Genomic DNA, 20,704 nt, shown 5'->3' on the forward strand with positions numbered 1-20,704 from the left:
CCGGCCTTGGGCAGGGGCGCCGTCAGACGCGGTCGGCCGCGATGAGGACGTACTGGAAGGATCCGTCCCGGTAGGAGTTGATGAACGCGTCCTCGATCCCCGTGACCAGTGAGGACGTGGCCCGCAGCTCCCAGTAGGGCAGGGTGTCGGGGGTGAGGTCGATGACGGCCTGCGGCACGAGGCGGTTGTCGGCCATGGCGCGCAGGTACTCGCGGCGCGAATGGATGTTGCACTCGAAGTGCGCGTTGATCTGCGAGACCCACTTGGACGGCTGGCCGTAGCGCGGGTTCCAGCAGCCGGTGATGGTCACGTAGCGGCCGCCGACCTTCAGGACGCGGGAGTGCTCGGCGAAGAGGTCGTCCAGGTCCACGTACATGCTCGACTCGTTGTTCCACGAGGCCGCGGCGGAGCCGGTCGCGAAGGGCGTGGAGAGCATGTTGCAGACCGTGGCGCGGACGTGGTCCTCGATGCCCAGTTCAGCGGCGCGCCCATTGGCGAAGTCGGCCTGCTTGGCCGACAGGGTCACGCCCTCCACCGAGCAGCCGAAACGCTGGTGCGCCATCACCATCGAGCCGCCGCGGCCGCAGCCCGCGTCCACCAGGGTGTCACCGCGGCCGATGTCACCGAGGTGCCCCAGGAGGACATCGGCCTGCGCCGACTCCAGCCGGTGGAGCTCGGCGATCAGCTTGTTCTCGCTCTCCCTGTCCTGCGGGCCGCCGAGCGAGAGGTCGTTCACGATCGTCGTGGCGTTGGAGGCCAGGGCGATGACCTTCTGAAGGTCGGGCTGGGCGTGCAGGTCGGCGGGGAGTTCGTAGCCGCCGACGGTGTCGGTGATGGTGGGGCAGGGGCGGAAGTTGTTGAACTGGCGCATCGCCAGGTACTCCCAGACTTCCGGGACCTGATCCTGCTGGGCCCAGGCCGCTTCGGCGAGATACCCCAGGTGGAGTCGCGCCATGTCGTGGCGGAGCCGGTCCGCCTGGGAGGGCCCTGCCGCGCGGGCGAAGTAGTCCATGGCGGAGCGGTAGGCGCGCCGGGGGGCGTCCGCGTGGAGGGAAGCCGCCCAGTCCGGCTGGTACTCCCCCACGGTGTACAGGGGGTCGAGTGCGGTGTGCGCGAGCAGAAGCCGCTCGCCGAGGCCGATGGGTGATCCGCCGTGGTCCTCGCAGTAGCAGTCGTCCACAGCGTTCTCGGCGACCATGAGGCGGGTGGCGAGCATCAGGTGGTCGACGGTGGGCGCGTCCGGATGGCATCCGACCATGTAGCGGCCCACGGAGAAGCCGTCGAACTGCTCCTCCCACTCCTCGGGATACAGGGAGACCTCGTCCAGCGCCCAGGCCTTGATCCTGCGGCTGACCTCGTCGACGCGCCCCGGGTCGGGCTCGGGGACCGGGTGGTGGTACAGGCCCGGGATCGGTCGGCCCTTCTCCGCGGCCACCGGCGCGGGAGGCTCCTCGCGGGGAGTCAGCCGCAGACCGGCCGTGCCCAGGCCGTGAGGGCCGCGCAGCAGCCGCTCCAGCCCGCCGCTCGGCCCGGGCGAGCCGGTCGCCGATGGAGCGGCCGTCGGCGGCAGAGCGGTCGGTGACGGACCGGAGGGGAGGCTGGCCGGCAGGGTCGGCAGTGTGTGCGCGCCGGAGAATGCGCCGACGGCGGCGCCGGTCTCGTCGGCGCGAGCCGCGACCGCGCCGAGTGCGGTCGCTCCGAAGCGGGTGACGGCCTCCGGCAGGTTCGAACGCGGAGGCGGCAGCTCGGGCACGGGCATGCGTCTCTCCTTGATGAGGTGGGCAGGTGTTCGACGGCGTCCGGGCGCGCGGTCCGGTTCACGGTGCCGCGCCGCGACCACTACTTGGGCCAGTGGGCGATCTGTACGTTCTCCAGCACGCCGACCGCGTCGGGCACGAGGATGGCGGCGGAGTAGTAGGTGCTGACGAGGTAGGAGATGATCGCCTTCTCGTCGATGCCCATGAAGCGGACCGAGAGGCCCGGTTCGTACTCGTCCGGCAGACCGGTCTGCCGGAGGCCGATGACGCCCTGGTTCTCCTCGCCGGTACGCATGGCGAGGATCGAGCTGGTCTTCTCCGGCGTGATGGGGATCTTTCCGCAGGGCAGGATCGGCACGCCGCGCCAGGCGGGAACCTGCTGGCCGCCGAGGTCGGTGTGGTCCGGGTAGAGGCCGCGTGCGTTGAACTCGCGTCCCATCGCCGCGATGGTCCGGGGGTGCGCGAGGAAGAACTTGGTGCCCCGGCGGCGGCAGAGCAGCTCGTCCAGGTCGTCCGGGGTCGGCCGGCCGGAGTGCGGCTGGATGCGCTGCTTGAAGTCGGCGTTGTGGAGCAGACCGAACTCCCTGTTGTTGATCAGCTCGTGCTCCTGGCGCTCCCGCAGTGCCTCGATGGTGAGCCTGAGCTGTTCCTCGGTCTGGTTCATCGGACCGTTGTAGAGGTCGGCGACCCTGGTGTGGACCCGCAGAATGGTCTGGGCGACCGAGAGTTCGTACTCGCGCGGCTTCAGCTCGTAGTCGGCGAACGCTCCGGGCAGCTCGTGCTCGCCGACGTGGCCGGCCGACATGGCGATCTCCGCCTCACCGCGGTGGTTCTGCCGTTGCTGCGAGCGTGCGGTGAACTCGGCGAGGTGGGCCCGGAGTTCCGGCGAGGTCGACACGATGGCCGCGAAGTCCGTGCGGGAGAGAGTGAGCAGCGTGCCCGCGGTCTCGGCGGTGGCGGTCTGCGTCCACCGGGCGTCGTCGTCCAGCAGGACGTGCTCCCCGAAGTGGTCTCCGTCCGCCAGGACGTCCAGGGTGACGTCGTCGCCGTAGTTGCCGACGGAGGTCTGGCCGATCCGGCCGTGCGCGACCAGATGAAGCCGGTCCGCGGCCGCACCCCGCTCGACCAGCGTCTCCCCCGCCCGGAAGTCACGCTGTTCGCACCGGTCGGCGATGGCGGTCAGCACCCCGACGTCGTCGAAGTCCCGCAGCAGGGCCAGTTCGCCCAGCTCCTGGGGGATGACCCGGACCGCGGCCCCGTCCTGGACGAACTCCACCCGTCCGTCGCCCACCGTGAAGGACAGCCGTCGGTTGACCCGGTAGGCGCCGCCCTTGGTCTCGACCCACGGGAGCATGCGCAGCAGCCACCGGGAGGTGATCTCCTGCATCTGAGGGGCGGACTTCGTCGTGCTGGCGAGGTTGCGTGCGGCGGCCGTCCCCAGGCTGGACTGCCGGGGCACTTCCAGCCGTGCTTCCGAGCTCGAGTCAACTGTCATCGGGCAAGCTCTCCTTGGTCGGGCGCGGACGCGCGTCAGGGGACGCGACCGTTCGTAAGGATGGAAAAGCTGAGAAAAGGGCTGATAAGGAGGAGAACCCTCCAGATCCAGGGGAACACTAAGGGCCCTTTCGCCCTCCGGACCAAGGGAATCCGCTGACATTAGCTCGATACGACGATCGCGCCCGAGGGGCGTTTGCCCCTGCACCGGCGGATTTCAGCCGTGATCGGGGAGGGCGTCCCTGATTGCCCTGCGGGATCACGATGCCCGGCGCGACGGAAACGCGACAGGATTTGGCCTGCCGGGCCAGGCCGACGGCCACAACGACGCGCGGACATGGTAGGGCGACCGCGAAAGGGACAGCTGCGTGCACGCGGATCGGGCCGCCGAGGTGGATCGCCGCAGAACCGACGTACTCAAGGGCACGGGGACCAGGGAGTCGCCGTCGGTCGACATTCACGACGGGAATGGCCGTTCGTTCATATTGACCGTGGTGTTCTGGGTGGGGCATGACCGCTTGTACCGGTGCACAGTGCAGGCAGTGCACTGCGGCGATGCCGACGTGATCGTCACGGCCGAGGGGCCAGGGGCCGAGCTGGAGCGGTCCGGCCGGAGATCATTTGTTCCTGGCTGTTCCCGCCCCTCCGGCGCCGGCCGCCGTCCGAGGAGCGGGTCGGGCGTGATGCCGTCGAGCCGGATCATGTAGCCGAGCATGAAGAACTCGCCCCAGCCGTGCACCCGGCTAGGCCGTGTATCGAAAACTCTGCTCGCGGTGCTCATCGGTGGCTGCGGGCAGCGCTGGATGCGCGAGCCAGGGTCCTACGTGCCATCCCCCCATCCCCAAAGGTGAACACGTTCAACGAGTCTGGCAGGGTGTCTCTCCACGGCCCACTCCTGTGGTTGGCCGATGCGGGCTGAGGGTGGGAGGTCCTGATGGCGGCCGGAAGCAGGCTTCGGGTGTGGTGGGCGCCTCTCAGTGGCCTTTTGGTGGTCTTGGCTACTCTGACGGCGTGCACCCCCTATCAGTACTACGAGGGAACAGGTATCCACGACACCACGGCGGCCGAAGTCGCTGGGGTATGGGAGAACGTCGAGGGGACCCGCGTGTTGCTCCGGAAAGACGGGACTGCCCTTTTCGAGAAGCTCGACGGGCAGGACTTCGACTTCGAGGACGGCTGGCGCCCCTCCGGTAAGGGAACCTGGCAACTGGCGGGCGACGACGGCGGACAGGTCGTGCGACTCGAACTGACAGCCCGGACCCGAGTGGAGAGCCGTTCCCCCTTGCCGGCTACCGACACCCCCGCTCCTGAAACCCCGTCGACGTACGCATGGTCCTTCTACGTGGACCGCGATCAGCACGACGAGTTGAAGCTGTTCTTCTTCTACGGCGATCCCGACATCGGGAACACCTACGTCATGACGCGCGAGTCAGGGTCATAGCCATTCGTTGATCGCTGCGACCAGCACAGTCGCCTCGTAGCGGACCGCCAGCTTGTCGTAGCGCGTGGCGACAGCACGGTTCCCCTTGAGACGGTTGATCCCGCACTCGACTGCATGGCGCTCGCGGTAGTCGGCCGGATCGAAGCGCGGCGGCCGGCCGCCGCGGGAGCCGAGCTTCCGGCGGTTGCGGGCCTGGTCCGCCTTGTCCGGGCTGGTGCAGCGGATCCCGCGGCGGCAGGTAGGCGCGGTTCTCTCGGGAGGCGTACGCCTTGTCGGCCCGCACGCGGTCGGGGCGGACGCGTGGCCGGCCCGGCCCGATGCGGGGCACGCGGACCTTCTCCAGTACGGGTTTGAACTGCGGCGAGTCCCCGTGTTGCCCGGCGGTCACCACGATCGACATGGGCTTCTGGCCCTGCTCGACGGCCAGGTGCAGCTTGGTGGTGAACCCGCCGCGCGAGCGTCCCAGCCCATGATCACCAGGCTCGGTGAACACGCCGCCCGGCGGCTCCTTCTGCAAGTCGCCCTGCTTCCGGGCCCCTGCCGCATGATGATGAGCGCGGCACACCGTGGAGTCGGCGCTCAGGTCCCATGTGATCGCACCTTCCGCATCGGCCAGGGACTGGAGCCGGGTGAGTATCCGGTGCCAGGTGCCGTTCCGCTGCCATCGGCGGAACAGGTCGTAGATCCGGCCCCACGGCCCATACGCGACGGGCACGTCCCGCCACGGAACGCCGGTCCGGACCCGAAACCGTATGCCGTCAATCAGTTGCCGCCGAGGCCAGACCGGCGGACGCCCCGCCCTGGCCCCCTTCGGCAACAGCGGCTCCAGCACCGCCCACTGCTCGTCCGTGAGATCTCCCCGACCCATGAACCTTGATCATCCACAGCACAAGATCCACTTTCGACACACGGCCTAGGGGGTGTCCGCAATGTCCGCGGGGAGCCAGAGTCGTAGGCAGGCGATGGTGACGAGAGCTTGGTAGTGGCGGGCGCGTTTGTCGTAGCGGGTGGCGAGGGCTTTGTTCTGCTTGAGCTTGTTGAAGCAGCGTTCGACGACGTTGCGGCGTCGGTAGGCGGTGCGGTCGAGGCGGCAGGGGGTCTCGCCGCGTCGTCGGCGGCCGCTGATCTGGTCGGTGCGTTCGGGGATGGTGCAGGCGATGCCGCGTCTGCGCAGGTAGGCCCGGATCTTTCGGGAGGAGTAGCCCTTGTCGCCGGCTACCCGGTCGGGCCGGGTGCGGGGCCGGCCGGGCCCGTCCCGCTTGATGGCGATGCGGGCCATGACCGGCTCGAACTGCGTGCAGTCGTTGACGTTTCCGCCTGTGATCGTGAAGGCGAGCGGTCGGCCCTGCCCGTCGCAGGCGAGGTGGATCTTCGTGCTCAGCCCGCCGCGGGACCGGCCCAGTGCCTCGCCGGTGCAGGGCCCCCTTTTCGGGCCCCGGCCGCGTGCTGGTGGGCCCGCACGATCGTCGAGTCGACGCAGACGATCGACCAGTCGACCTTCCCGACCGCATCCGAGTGCTGCTGGACATGAGCCAGGAGCCGGTCCCACGTCCCGTCCGCCGACCAGCGACGGAACCGTTCGTAGACTGTCTTCCACGGCCCGTACCGATCCGGCAGATCCCGCCAGGCCGCCCCCGTGGACAGCTTCCACAGGATCCCGTTGAGGACCTGCCGCCGGTCCCGCACCGGACGACCCATCCGAGGCGGAGCCAGCAACGGCCCGACCACTTCCCACGCTTGATCAGTCACTTCATGACGACGCACCACGAACGGCCCAACGACCAAACGACATTGCGGACACGCCCTAGGGCTGCTTCGGGCCGCCGCAATCGACCGCACGGGCAGGGCATGGCCCCGTCACACCCCACTGGACTAACGGCGATATGGATCCGTGAGATGAACACCGTCGCCTTAGTCGGCAGTCGCGAAGGATCGTCCACGTTTTCATGCGGGCGAGTACGTGCTCCACACGGGTCCGGACCTGCTTGTGGGACTTGTTGTGCGCCTGCTTCCAGGCGGGCAGTTCCTGGGTCTTCGCGTGGTGGCGATGTGGGATGACCAGCCCTGTTCCCCGGTAGCCGCCATCGGCGATGGTGGTCGTGGTGCCAACGGCGGCTTTGGCGCCGGACTCGGTCCAGGCCCGGCAGTCGTTGCGGATGCCGGGCAAGGGCTGGCCGACGACGATCAGGCGGGTGCTGGCGTCGATGACCACTTGGTGGTTCGTGGAGTAGCGATAGTTCTTCGACTGCTCCGCGATCTTGTGGTCGTGGGTGGGCACCAACGTGCCGTCGACGATGAGAACTGTGTCCCTGCGGAACCGCTTCCTGGATTGCAGCGCCAACAACGGACCGGTGCGGACGATGATGCGATCGGCAGCTGACTTCGAGATCCCGAACAGCGGAGCAAGTTGGCGCAGGGTCAGATTGGTGCGCCAGTACGCCTTGACCAGCAGCACCCGGTCCTCCAGCGGCAGGCTCCATGGCCGGCCTCGGCGGCACACGTCGCCGCCCTCGCGCCGCACCCCACATGGAGCAGTCGCGGTGGCAGTGACACGGAACCGGCGCAAGGACCGTGCCCTTGGCGGGCTCCGGCGGCCCCTGCACACTCCGACTGGGTTCTCGCATGGGCCCCACCGTGAGGCGTCACCCCGATCGGAAGGCCCTGATGCGTTTTTACGTATGTCCATAACCGCCTTGTCCGCGGCGGCACTTCTGCTGGGCACCACCGCCGCGACCGCTTCTGCTGCACCGTCCCCCGCCACCCTCACCACGCAGGTATGGTCCGACGGCTTCGAACAGCCGGTCGTCCCGGCCCCGCAGCCGTTCACCGGCATCGCCGCCGGCCAGACCTTCGGCCCCTGGACGGTCACCGGCGGCAGCATCGACCTGGTTTCCGACCGTTTCGGGGACGGCGCCGAAGGCGACCAGTCCGTCGACCTCAGCGGAGGCGCTCCAGGCAGCATCTCCCGGACCATCGCTGCGCTCCCGCTCACTACCTACGTCGTCACATACAAGCTGGCCGGCAACACCGGCGCGGCGCCCGTGGTCAAGACGGGAGAGGTCAGGGTCAACGGCGCACTCATCGACGACCTCACCTTCGACACCACCGGCCGCGGCCCCCGCGACATGGGCTGGGAACAGCGCACCGCGTACTTCACCACGGTGCTCGATACCTCGGCGACGCTGACTTCACCAGCACCACGACCGGCCTCCATGGCCCCGCCGTCGACGCCGTCCCAATCCGGAACTGCCTGCTGGTGCTCTGCCCGCACAAGGACACGCAGCTGAGTCCTCACTCGAGGTGACCGGCTGAGGCATCATCAGCACCCCGCTCCCGCCGCTGCCCTCCTCCCGGGCGCCCGGCGGCGGGGGCCGCGACACCCGCAGGCCGTCGCCGGCAGCGGTCTGCACCCGTGTCTACCCCGCCGGCCTGTCCTGGACGAGCTCGGGGCCCGCGGCGAGTTGGACTGGTCCCGGTGCGCGATTGACTCGGTGAACATGCGGGCCCTGAAAGGGGGACCTTACGGGCGGGGGAACGGCGCATGTCCACCGCGGCACTGGTGGTTGCGGCGCCGTGCTGTGCGTGTCGCCCCGGCGTCATCTGACGTATCTAGCGTGTGCACCATGCGACGAGCTTGCTGCCCGCGTGCATTGGCCGGAACGGGATCGACGGCAGTTCTCGCCGCCCTTGTGACGGCAGAGGTGACGATCCCTGTCACGCCCGCCGATGGCGCGGACTCCGTCGAACTCCCCGCCCTGTCGGCCTCTGTGGCGCCGGGCGCCGAGCGCGTGGCCGTGTCCGCCCGGAGTGCCGAGGCGGAGCTGCGGACGGTGCGGGCTCCGCTGACCAAGGGCGTGGACAGGCTGGGCGGACGACTTCGCCCGGCAGGTGCGTCCGAAGTGCAGGGCGGACCAGAGGCCCTGTGCGCCAATGTCACCCAGGGGCTGTACGGGGCACTGCACTCGCTGGTCCCGGCGGTACTCACCGATCTGGAGTACGTCGAGAGCACCCGCAACGACGCCGTCGATCGGATCCGGTCTCACGGTCGCAAGACGGACGAGGCACTTCACTGCGTCGGTGGGCTGGTGAGACGCTGAGTGGAGGAGATCGACTTTCCGCCGGACGTCCGGACGATGCTCTGGATCCTGCTGGGCGAGATGCCCCTGCAGGCCAGGGAGAATCTGGCGTGGGAAAGTCGTGAGCTCTACCTGGCCCTCCAGAAGGGCCTGATCGATCTGCGCGCGGCCTCGCGCGAGACGATCCAGATGGTGGAGGCGGCGTTGCCGCCCGAGGTGGCGCGTCCGTACATCGAGAGTGTGCGGATGCTCACCGACGAACCGGGCGGCACCGACCCCGTCCAGCAGCTGCTGTTCCAGCTCGACGAGCTGGCCAACGGCCAGGTGGACTACTCGCAGAACATCCAGGCGTCCAAGTGGGAGATCATCGCCGAGATCATCATGCTGATCGCCGAACTGGCGATCCTGGCGGCGCTGATCGCGTTCACCGGCGGCGCCTCGGTCTCGCAGATGTTCCTCGCGCGGGCCCGGAGCAAGCTCGCGATCCTCATCATCATCGACCGCCTGCTGCGGATGTCACCCATGGGGTCGCCCCTGGGTCAGGCGATCCATGAGGCCATCGTGGCGCTGGGGATCCGGCTGGCGCAGATCGGGTTGAACACCGGGGGTCGGAAGCCCGGGGGAGTGGACTGGAAGGACGTCGGTGTCGCGGCGGCCTTCGGCGCGCTCACCGGTGGCTTCATGGAGATCTTTGGCAAGTTCCTGAAGCCCATCGAGAACATCTTCAAGGATCTCCTCGGGGACATCTTCGGGAAGTTCAAGATCGACCCGAACAGCCTGCTGTTCAAGGGGCTGGTGAATGGCCCTCCCACGGTCGTTACCGTCTTCGTCGTCGGGGGCGCCGCCGAGAGCACCGCCGAAGTCATCATCAACGGTGCCTTCTACGACAAGTGGGACTTCAAGTGGGAGACGTTCGTCGGCTCCGGCACCAGCACCGTGTTCGACATGGGCGCGGGGCTGGCCGTCGGAGCGGGCGCCTTCTCCATCTACAACAACAACCATCGGTTCACCGACGCCAACGAACTGCCCGGCCCTCACAGCCGCTTGGGAGGCGGTTCGGGGTCCGGTAAGCCGGATGTGGGCCCGGACGTCAAGGGCCCGTCGACGGTGAAGAGCAACCTGTTCACCCCGGGTCCCGCGGTGCCTTTCCCGAACACCGTATCGACCGAACTCCCGAGCGGGATTGGCAGCGGTCTCAGCATCCCGCTGCTTACGTACACGCCCCCGCCGCCGTCCGCGCTGAACATCCTGCCCACCGGTGGCCGCGATGTACTGTCCGGACCCTTCGACCTCACCACCCGGGACTCGAACAGCCCGAACGGCGCAAGCAACCTCGGCGGCCACGGCTTCAACAGCGGCAATGGCTTCAACGGCAGCAACAGCTTCAGCGACCCGAGCGGGCCACCGGCCCCCTACGTGCCGCCGTCCACCTCGTCGGCCTTCACCCCGTCCACGCTGCCGCCCGGGCGGGCCTCCGGGCCGTCGGCCGTCTCGAACGCCGACCTCACGACACCGGACCTCACCGACGGCCTCACGCCGGACACGCCTTCGAACGTGCCACGATCGACAAGTGACCTCCTCCAGGGGCTCACCACGCCGAAGGGCTCCGCCACCGCACCGGACTCGAACACCCCGGGCGGTATGGGCGCCACGGACGTGGATACCGAACCGGGCGACGCACCGTTCGGCCAGGACGGGACACGGGACGTCCCTCACGACACCACCGGGCAGGACCTGCCCGGGCAAGAACAGCCTGCCCGGAACACCGGCGCCCAGCCGGGCACGGAACGCGGCACACACCAGCAGGTGAACGCCGCCCCACCGGCAACCGACGCCGAATCCGACACCGTCACAGCGCCGACGCCCCTGGGCACCTCGGCCGGCTCGAACACGACAGCACCCGCATCCGCCCCCGGAACTCACAACACATCGCCCGGTACGCCGGGAAGCCAGTCACAGCAGTCCTCCCGGACCGCCCTGACAGACGGGACCGATGCGACAGGCCTGACAGACGACCAGCAGGCCGACCGAAACGGTCAGGAGTACCTGTCCGACGGTACGGACCAGTCGCTCACCCCGGCACCCCGTGACACGAACACGACCACGATCACGACCGTGCCCGAAGGCGACCCGGCGCCCTCGACAGGGCTGCGTACCTCCTCCGAAGCACCGCAACCGGACGCGCCACCGCTGAGCGGCGAAGCCCCTGCCGAGCACACCGGCACGGACGTCGAAACAGGCGCGGACGCGCTCACCGGGCCGACGCCGGAGCACTCCCTGCCCATCGCCGATCCAGTGCGCCCCGAGCAACGGCGGGCCGGGACCCACGACGTACCGGCGGTGCCGACAGCGGCGCCGGAAGCACCGGCCGTGTCGCCGGACACCTCGTCGGCCGAGGCGTCCCACGGCCGGTCCGCTACGCCGTCGAGTTTCCCCGGCATGTCCTCACCTTCGTCTTCCCCGCCCCTTTCCTCTTCCTCGCCGACCGCTCTGGCGACTTCTTCTTCGTCCTTGCCCGCTCCGGGGGCAGGGCCCCAGCAGGGGGACCTGCCCGGACTCACCGGCCCGGATGCCGACTTGGCCCCGGACGGGGCCGAGGCGGTAGGGGCGTCCGGCCCCGTCTCAGGGACCGCCGCCGACGCCGCCCCCGGGTCGCCCGCCTGGGAGGCGGCGCGCGCCGGGGTGGAACCGGTGCTGCGCTCGCACACCTGGGTCGACCCGGTGTCGACGCCACCGGATCCGCAACAGCAGGGTCGGACAACTCAGTTCGTGGTGAGGTCGAAGTTCGAAGTACGCCGCTTCGGGGTGGGCAGCGACCATGTCACCGACCTCACCGTCGAAGTCGGTGTCGGCAGCCCGGACCGGATGCCCGACGGCGTCTGGGCGAAGGTGCTCAGCGGCGTCGATACCGCGATCAACGCACCGGGCCATCGGCTGCCGAACGGTGACCTCCTGCATGTGACGGTGGTGCGCGTCGAGAGCGACCCGCACCACAACGGGCTCAACGTCGAATTCGTCGGCCGCGACCAGCAGATGACCCGGTCCGCCTGGTGGGCGGATGCCGACCCCGTCGACTACGCGCACGAGATCACGCACATGCTCGGCCTCCGCGACGAGTCCCGGCACGCGGTCGCACCTCAACGCCCGGACGTGGAGGGGAGCCTCCTGGGGGACTACCGGCGCCCGGCCCCCGATGGGCTGGCCCAGGGCGGGCTGCGCGGCCGCCATCTGCAGCTGATCAGCACACTCGTCGGGGACCTCTCGCCCACACCCACCAGGACGCCCAGATCCGCATCCGCGCGCACGACCGCGACGGCAACCGTGTCCGCGACGGCGACCGTGGCCTCCCCGCCGCCCGTCCGCCGTCCGGCCACCACCAGCAGTGCCACTGGTGCCGAGCCGTACGCGCCCGTGCTCCCCAGCACCCGGCCCCCCGTGCTGGACCGGGACCTGCCCCGGCCGCTCGGCGGGCGGCGGGACCGGACCGGCTTCGGTGACGGCTCCCGGATGCCCGCGTACATCGACGACGTGCAGGAGCTCGTGCAGGACGCCCCTCCGGAGGTCCTTCTCGAACTGGTCTCCGGCGGCATGACCTTCGGGCACAGCGACGTCGTCCTGCGCAGCACCGGCGAGGCGCTGGCCGAGATCGGCCGACTGCTGTCCACAGGGTCCGACGGGGTGCGGCCTGAGCAGCCGAACAAAGGCCGCCCGGCCGGTTCGAACCTGATGGCCGACGTCACGTACGCCTTCACCCATGAGCCTAAGACACTGGCCGGGGATGGGCGCGTCTTCCCGTACACGGCGCAGGACGGCAGTGCGCGGAAGCTGTCGGTCGTCGCGCGCCACTACGGCGACTGGGAACAGTTCACCGACACCTACGGCAGCCCCGTGAAGGTGGACGGGATGCACCGCTCGGTCTTCACCGCCGGGCAGAGCAAGACCATGCAGTCGGCGTTCCAGGTCGCGCTCGGCGGGCCCATCGGGCCCGTGGGCGCGGCCGCATTCAGCGGTTTCGGCCGGCTCGGTCTGCGGCTCGGTTTCACCGACCGGGTGGGATACGGACAGACCGAACAGGGGACGAGCCAGACGGAGACCCGCGCGCTCGACGGCTCGCGGGTGTATCTGGACCACGTCTACTACGACCTGCGGGTCACCGATGCGGACGGAAGGATCGTGACCGGTCCCGAGCCCGCGGTCTTCGGGTTCGCGGTGAGGGACGGGCTGTCCGTACGGCTGCCGGACAGCGTGATGAGTGCGACCGCCGCCCCCGGGCGCATCCCCCGCTCCATGGAGCTCGGCCGGCAGTCGGCCTACCGGCTGGTCCGGACGGAGGGGTTCGGCCCCGTCTCCCGGATGCGGGACTGGGCGGCCCAGGAGATCGGCGTGGCACCGGGCAGTACCGCCTACGCTGAACTGAACTCCTTCTTCACCTCGTTGAGCTTCCAGCGGCAGAGCCCCGCACTGTCCAGGGGACGGGTCACCACCGTGCCTCTCTTCGCCGACGACAGGACCCGTACGCCGCTGGGCGTCTTCGTGGTCGATGTGGTGCCGGGCCGGGCAACGCTGATCACGGAGACGCCCGACGCGGAGATGCGCGACATCAACACCCTGGCCGTACGCAACGACCGGAGTGTCCAGAAGACGGCGGCCTTCGGAATCGACGGCGTCGCGGGCCCGGCCTTCAACTTCTTCGACCTGGGGAACGGCGCCCTCAATCTCCGGCTCCAGTTCGGCGCGGCGTTCCGATACCTCTTCTCCGTGTCGCGCACCGCCGGCCTCGGCGGTTCCGGGGCGATCAAGACGGCCGGCCAGGTCAAGGGCGATGCGACGGGTCTCTACCTCGTCCGGAAGACGGTGTACGTCCAGCGCAGCGGCAGCGGCTCCCGGCCGCAGCAGTTCCACACCTGGAGCGTGGACCGGATGACCCGCACGGAGGCGCGTCGGCTGGCGGGCTGGGACGACGGCCTGCGGCGTGCGCCGCGCGCGGGAGCACCAGAACCGTTCGCCCCCGCTTACCTGACCCCGGACAAGCCGCCCACCCTGGGCATGCACCGGGTGGAGGAGTTCGCCTTCGGCGACGGTACGAAGACCGGGCCGACCGGAGCCCCGGAACGGGAGCGCACCTTCCTGGACACCCTCACCGACGAGGTGCTGACGGCTCTCGCGGCGGCCTATCCCGGGCTGGTCGCACGGCTCGACCAGCTGGCGCCGCCGGAGCACAGGACCTGGCGGGAGCGAGCGAACGCAGTTCTGGGCCCGCCCGGTCCGTCCGCCGACGCACGCCCCGCGCCGACGACGCGGTGGAAGAACGACGACGAGTACCGCACGGCCCTCGCCAACACCCTGGAGGTCCTCAGCGCCCTGTCGTACCGGAGCATGGCGGGAAACCTGGAGGCGCTGACCACGACCGGCATCCGGATCCGGTTCAACGAGCCAGGCCGGATCGGACAGGGCCACCGCTACATCTGGCTGCACGGGGAGCTGACCAACCGCCGTTTCGAGGGCGTGCAGGACGACTTCAAGCTGCGCTACAGCTCGGTCGGTGTGGAGCGGGTGGACGGCCAAAAGAGCGCCAAGCGCATCGGGGAGGCGGGCGTCGAGGGGCTGATCGCCTTCCGTGACCCCCTGACGGACGACATCGGCGCACCGAACAACGCGGGCGGGCCGAGCGCCGGCGTGCGCTGGGGTTGGCAGGCCGACGAGGAGACCAACTTCGGCGCGACGGCAACGTACGAGCCGATGACGGTGAGTGCCGGTCCGTCTCACCTCTACCGCTACGACCTCTCGATCACCGTGGACCGCGGCGGGTACTGGCGGTTCCGGGGCCTGCTGCGCGGAACAGCGACGCTGGGGCTGCTCGGCACCCAGCCGTTCGTCTTCCGGCAGCCGCAGGACCTGCTCATCGGTACGGCCCCCGGCGGCCGTCAGGTGGGCGGCGGGCCCCGGACCGGGCAGGTGCTCATCAGCATCCCTGGCACGCACGCGCCAGCCGTGGACCCGCACCGCCGGGCTGCTGCCAACCCCTACGCGAGCGTCGCTCTCCAGCCGGTACGCACCCTGCGGCCCGACCGGGCGCGGGCACTCGCCCTCGGCGACCTGTCCAGGCCGGGCAGCCTGGTGCGCGCCTCCGACCTGGTGGGGGACCCGGGCCCGGTGACACCGGACGGCCGGGGCTCGCAGATGTTCCGGGACCTGCAGAACCATCCGTTCCTGACCATCGGCGTGACGCCGTCACCGGCCCTGGTCTCGGCACTCGGGCAGGCCATGGCCGCCGGGTCAGGCGGCGCTTGGCAGCTCACCGAGGAGGGTGCGCCGACCCGCGAGGCCGTACTCCGTGCCTTCCAGCCGCAGTACCTGACTGCCAACTTCGACCAGAGCTCCGGGCCGCTGGGCTGGAGTGCCTCAGGGCTGATGGGGAAGGGCCCGTACGCCACGCTCTGGGCCACCTTCCGGCATCTGACGGCGGTGGACGGCATCCAGGCGCTGACCGGGTCGGTGCCGATGGACACGGAAATGGTGCTGGGCGGCACCGGCCAGACGGCGGGTAAGCTGACGAAGACCCGCACTTTCTTCGTCGGCGGGCAACTCGTCTACGCGCGCTCGCACGCGGCAGGGCCCGGACTGCTCGGCACCTACGGCCTGGTCGCCAGCCCCTGGTCGACGGCGGACCAGTCGAGCAGGACCGTGACCCGCTCCTTCGTCCACGACATGAACCGCAAGGGCTTCGGCCACCAGGTCCTCGTGTCGGGCACCGCCGAGCACTGGCTGGCCCTGACGGCGAGCCTGCTCGGCTCCGGTGCCGCGGGTAGGCCGCTCGTTCCCGACTGGATCGCCGCGGCGGCCGGACGGATGACGACCGTGCCCGGTGGCTGGCTGGCCCATGTGCCGGAGAAGAGCGCCCACCTCGTTGGGCTGATCGACGACGGCATGGGCGAGGTGCCGCGCTACACCCGCCACAGCTGGTCCCCGCAACCGTGGCTGCGGGACGACCACTTCGGTACGTACGCCGTCAACGCACTGGACCCGACCGCGGCGCTCGCCGCCTTCGAACAGCAGGTGGCCGTGCTCGGGCTGGACGACGCCGCCCGGGAGCGCGTCCGCACCCTGGTCTCGTCCCGGGTCCTGCGATCCCTGGACAAGGAGACCACGGGCGGCGGCTCCTCGGTCCCGGCCCGCACCGGAGCGTGGGGCTGGCACAGCGTCCGGATCGGCAAGCGGCAGATCCGGATCAGGGTCCAGCTCGAACCCGGTACGCCGACGTTCGAGATGCTGGACCACAGCGTGGAGATGGAGGAGAACCGGCGGGCCATCGAGACGGTCACCGAAGGCGCCGAGTCCACCAAGGGTGCCGACTTCGGCTACCTCGTCGGGGAGGCCGTCCACACGGAGAACCCCACGGGGGCCGTGGCGGCGGGACCGACGTTCACGGAGACCGGCTCCGACCGGAAGTCCAGCGGCGAGAGCCGTACGGAATCCACCCTGACCGTGTTCCGGGCGGCCTCGACGGAACCGTACGCGGAGATCGCCACGCCCTACACGCTCCGGATCACGCTGGAGGCGGACGACCCGGCACCGGGGCGACGGGGGCCCGTACGCACCGGGTTCGACCGGTTCCGCGGCAAGCAGGTCATCAGCGTGGCGCACCCCGCCGGGACTTTGCGCGAGCACGTCCCCCTGAGCCTGATGGCCCCCGACGGGGAGCCGGACGCCGACATGCTGCCGCCCCCGGACCTGACCGGGCTCGCCGCACCGAGGCAGGGCGTCCCGCCGTACGTGCTGGGGCCCGACACCGTGCACGGTGACGGCACCCTCAAGCCGTTCCGTTTCCCCGCCACCGGCTTCGACGTGCGCCGGATCGTCGGCCTCGCGGACATCCAAGTGGCGAACACCTACGCGCTGGCCCTGTCGTACGACGCGGGGTTCTCCGTGGACGGACCCGATGCCGCACGCCGGGCCAGGGACACCGGCCTGACCCGGCTGGGCTCCGGCTCGGCCCAGGCGCTGGAGGACGGGACCGGCAACGCCGCGCTCACGGCCTACTACCACCGTGCGGTGACGCCCCAGGGATACGGCGTCCCCGGGCTGACCGAGAAGAACATCGCCAGCACCGAGAGCGCTCAGCTCGATCTGTACGCCAAGCCCGACTTCAGCCGCGCCCGGCTGCTGACCGTCGCCGACGGCCAGAAGATGGAGATGCTCCGGCGGACCGGCGCCGGCGCGGCGTCGTCCGTGGGACGGGAGAACGTCCAGGACTCCGCGCTCGGGGCGGGCGTGCTGATCAGCTCCGACAAGACGGGCATGCACCAGATGGGCGGGTCGGGCACCGGGCCGTATGCCGCTGAAGGCGACACCCTGCCCACCTCGGCGGACCAGCTGACCTCCATCAACACGAAACCCAAGACGGGCCGGGTGTTCCTGTTCGCCGTTCCCACCTCGTGGCTGAGCGTCGCCGATGTGCGTCGGGGCATCAAGGACTCCCGAGTCGGACGCTTCGTCGGAGGCACCTTCGGCCATGTCAGGCCCGGCCCGAAGGCGGTCGGCTCGGAGGCGTACGCCCTGACCTGGGTCAGGGACGATGTCGCCAGGGAACTCGGCCTGATCGACGACACGAACTTCCCCGCCCGGGTGGGTGCCGCGTGGGACGCGGTGGGCGAGGCGAGCAAGGCGTGGGTCGACGCCGACAAGGCGTACTGGAAGAAGCGCCGTTCGGCGATCGGCCGGAGGGAGGAGCGGGACGCGGCGCGGATCGCGCTCGACGACGCGGAGACCGCCGCCGGGGCGGCCCGCCGAAGGCTGGCCCAGTCGTACGACGTGGCCGAGGCGGCCCATAACGCCGTGGAGGCCGCGGAGGAACGCATGGACCGGATACGGGGCGCCGGTCAGCAGTCGATACGCGAGGCCCTCGAAGCCCTCGAAGCCGCCGAGGCCTCGGACACCGGTGAGGCCGCCCACGATGGTTGGGCGGAGCTGGCACGCCAGGAGATGGCGGAGGCGCGTGCGGCCCTGGCGGCCGCCGAACGGACCTCCCGGGAGCGGCTTTCGCCCGCCGAGGTCCACATCGCCGCCCTGCGGGAGCGTAAGGCGGCAGCCGACCGGCGGGTGAACACGGCCGAAAGGGCGCTTGCCACCGCGGACCGCCGGGTCGGGGCGGCCGCCCGGCGGCACGACGCCGCCGTCACAGCCTTCGGCAACCGGCGCACGCTGCTCGGCACACTGAGGACGACGGCGGAGGACGCCGCGGCCGAGTACCACCGGGTGAGGGCGGGGACGGACCAGCTCACCCGGTGGCACCAGGAAGCGGCCACCGTCGAGGGCCGGAAGCGCCTAGAGGGCAGGACCGAGCCCCCGGCCGTCACATACCTGAAGCCCGCGGTGCCGGCGCCCCCGGTGCCGCCCGCGCTCCCGGCGTACACGAGGACCGGCACCGGTCCGGACGCCCGGCTGACCTCGCCCGACGAGGTCACGTACGCCCTGCACGAGGTGCCGGAGGACGGGGACGCCTTCCTGCACGCGCTGGTGGAGGGGCTGAGCAGGAGCGCGCCCGGCCTGCTCACCGATCAGGGGGTGGACCTCGGCGACCGGCGTGCGGCGGCCGACGCGGTGCTGCGGATGCTCACCGCCAGGCTCATGGACCCTTCGGACGCGGACCTGCTCGAAGCCGTCGCCCCCGATGTCTGGGATGCCTTCAGCGACGCCGAAGTCACCGGGGCGGGGTTGCGGGGGGCCGGGCCGCTGGCGGCGGACACTCCTGGAGGCCGCGAGTTCGACGGGCTGGGCGGACTGATGCCGCACTCCGTGACCCGGGACCCGGCGGCCCGGGCCGCGCTGGCCGTCGCCCAGCTGATGCGCCCGGGGAACACGGAGGGCGAGGCGGGCTGGAACCACGGGGCGGCCGACCTGCTGCCGGTGCTGGCCGCCCGGACGTTCGGGGTGGACATCACCGTCGTGGACGACGCGGGGCGCTTCCAGGACTTCGGCCCGGGACCGTCCGATCCCACGGGTCACCTGGCGGGGACCCTGGGCCTGCCGCCCGGCGGCCCGCGGCCGCACGTGGTGCTCAGCCTGGCGGACCGCCATTACCGACTGGCGGTACGTGAGGGGGCGGCGACGGATGCGAAACCGGAGCCGAAGGCCGGGGGTAAGACGGAGGCCAGGGCTCAGCCGGAGCCGAAGGTCCAGGACAAGACGGAGGCCAGGACTCAGCCGGAGCCGAAGCCGGTGCAGCCGTCGTCTGCCCTGCCTCCGGACGCTGCGGCCAGGGGCCGGCCCGTTCGGGTTCCGGTCACCGGGGAGTGTCTCTTCCACTCATTCATCGCGAGCGACCCCGGATACGTACGCAGCCGGCTGCCCGCTCTGGCGGAGTCTGGCCCCGCCGCGTACGCCTGGCTCGGCGACGCCGACGCCGTACGCGGGGGGCTCAGCGGCAGAGCGGTCGTCCAGTCCACCACCGGGCACTACCCGGGCGGCCCTGAGACCGCCGTCGTGAGCGCGATGCGCAAGGCCGTCGAAGCCCATGTGACCGGGAGCGGAGGCCGTCTGCCCCGATCCGTCATCGGGCAGTTGCGCCTCTCGACGACGGCGGAGTTCGGGGCCCGGATCGCGGGACTGCACCGGGCGGGGCTCGTCTCGCTGCTCGCGCACCACGGTGTGGACGCGGACATGCTGATCGACCGCTCGGAGGCGGGACTGCGCGCGGAGTTAGCCGTTCTGTACCCGACGAGCGCGGTTCCACTGGACGACGCGGAGATGCGTACGGTCATGCGCGCTGTCGCCCGCTGGGAGGAGGATTACATCACCGACGTGGGCGAGATCTTCCTGCCCCTGCTCGCCCACACCTTCGGGGCCCGGGTCGAGGTGGCCTGGGACGGTCGCCTGGCCGACACCCGCCGGGCCGGCCCCAGCGGCGCATCCCGTGTGATCGAGGTGCACTACAACGGCGTGGACCACTACAACGGGAGCAGCGCCGAAGCGCATGACCTGCTCGTCTACGGCGACAGCGTGGCCCCCAAGCGCGTCAAGCCCGAGGAGCTTGACGGTGAGGGCGACGTACGGGTGAATCCGCTGTGGATCCCCCTGGACGATGTCGATCCCGATCTGCTGGTCACGGCGAACCCGGACACCGTGTGGATCTACACGGTGACCGAGGACGGACAGATCCTGCTGGGCAGCGAGCAGCCGAACGGGATCATCACGCCGCAGCAGTTCGACGCGCTGCTCGCTGGCATGCGGAGCGTGGCTCCGGACGTGACGGCGGACGGACTGCGGAAGGGCCTGGACGGGCTGGGGCACACGGGCATCGCGTCCTGGTTCGGGGAGTCCGGACGGTCGGAGCCCGGGATGAGCCGGGGGTCCGGCGAGGTCCGGTGGAACCCTGAGCTGAAGTGGTGGACGATAAACGACAAGTTGAGCCGCTACAGGAGCGAATCTGTCCGGCCCGGCCTCGGCCCGGACGGCGCGGCGAGCTGGCTGCGGGAAGTGGCGGAGCTCTTGACGGAACGGCTCGGCGTGCGGGTCGTGCCCGAACAGGTCAAGACCGCTACGGCGGCGCCGTCCGGTCAGCCTCCCGCCCCCGTCGTTCCACCGTCGGTGGTGCCGTTGAAGGGGATGGTGTCGGTCGCGGAACTCGAAGCGATCGGCATAACGCTGTCGCTGGCGCAGTCCACACAAGCGGCGCTCCTGCGTGACAAACTGCCCGTGGAGGAACTGGGGCTGACGCCCGAGCAGCACAGGCTCATCCGGGTGCAGCGGGGAGAGCCCGACACCTCGGCGCCCACGCGGCTGCTCGACTCGCCGGAACCCTCGTCCCCGGGAGCAGCTCCCTCGAAATGATCATGGACTGGGAGGACGGCGAGGAGGACAGCCGCTCCGCCGAGCCGGACCACCACCGAGGTCCTGGAGGACCTCTAGGCCGTGTATCGAAAGTGGATCTTGGGCTG

General features: G+C 70.4%; 6 protein-coding genes and 4 pseudogenes. 4 read left to right on the forward strand and 6 right to left on the reverse strand.

Annotated features, from left to right (window positions below; all coding sequences use genetic code 11):
• Window positions 1–22: 22 nt before the first annotated feature.
• The 3 genes and pseudogenes from WQO_RS35555 to WQO_RS00485 all read right to left on the reverse strand — a co-directional run.
• Window positions 23–721, reverse strand: a pseudogene (locus tag WQO_RS35555) (SAM-dependent methyltransferase); the annotation flags it as partial.
• A 3-nt stretch (window positions 722–724) separates the two neighbouring features.
• Window positions 725–1,653: pseudogene (locus WQO_RS35560) on the reverse strand (terpene synthase family protein); the annotation flags it as partial.
• Between the two features lie 186 nt (window positions 1,654–1,839).
• Window positions 1,840–3,252, reverse strand: a complete 1,413-nt coding sequence (locus WQO_RS00485; protein WP_010063796.1) for a family 2B encapsulin nanocompartment shell protein — start codon at window positions 3,250–3,252, stop codon at window positions 1,840–1,842.
• A 933-nt stretch (window positions 3,253–4,185) separates the two neighbouring features.
• On the opposite strand from WQO_RS00485, the gene WQO_RS00495 reads away from it, so the two are divergent.
• Entirely contained in the window at window positions 4,186–4,692 is a 507-nt protein-coding gene (locus tag WQO_RS00495) for a hypothetical protein (protein WP_010063794.1), read from the forward strand.
• Here the strand turns inward: WQO_RS00495 and WQO_RS34565 are convergent.
• The 3 genes and pseudogenes from WQO_RS34565 to WQO_RS00510 form a co-directional block, all read right to left on the reverse strand.
• A protein-coding gene (locus WQO_RS34565) for an IS5 family transposase (protein WP_107115787.1) occupies window positions 4,687–5,560 on the reverse strand; the annotation gives its coding sequence in 2 pieces (ribosomal slippage) (window positions 4,687–4,927 and window positions 4,926–5,560; 876 coding nt in all). The genes WQO_RS00495 and WQO_RS34565 overlap by 6 nt on opposite strands.
• A 45-nt stretch (window positions 5,561–5,605) precedes the next feature.
• Window positions 5,606–6,456 (reverse strand): annotated as a pseudogene (locus tag WQO_RS34570) (IS5 family transposase).
• A 108-nt stretch (window positions 6,457–6,564) separates the two neighbouring features.
• A pseudogene (locus WQO_RS00510) lies at window positions 6,565–7,258 on the reverse strand (transposase).
• A 112-nt stretch (window positions 7,259–7,370) separates the two neighbouring features.
• On the opposite strand from WQO_RS00510, the gene WQO_RS00515 reads away from it, so the two are divergent.
• The 3 genes from WQO_RS00515 (at window position 7,371) to WQO_RS00525 (ending at window position 20,597) form a co-directional block, all read left to right on the forward strand.
• The gene (locus WQO_RS00515) at window positions 7,371–7,979 is read left to right on the forward strand and encodes a DUF642 domain-containing protein (protein WP_010056843.1); all 609 of its coding nucleotides are present in this window, start codon (window positions 7,371–7,373) and stop codon (window positions 7,977–7,979) included.
• 414 nt (window positions 7,980–8,393) lie between these two features.
• The gene (locus WQO_RS35925; protein WP_010056841.1) at window positions 8,394–8,789 is read left to right on the forward strand and encodes a hypothetical protein; all 396 of its coding nucleotides are present in this window, start codon (window positions 8,394–8,396) and stop codon (window positions 8,787–8,789) included.
• Window positions 8,790–20,597: a hypothetical protein gene (locus WQO_RS00525; RefSeq protein ID WP_058953818.1), complete on the forward strand. Its 11,808-nt coding sequence runs from the start codon at window positions 8,790–8,792 to the stop codon at window positions 20,595–20,597.
• Window positions 20,598–20,704 lie beyond the last annotated feature (107 nt).

It is taken from the genome of Streptomyces globisporus C-1027, assembly GCF_000261345.2.
Lineage (GTDB): Bacteria > Actinomycetota > Actinomycetes > Streptomycetales > Streptomycetaceae > Streptomyces > Streptomyces pakalii.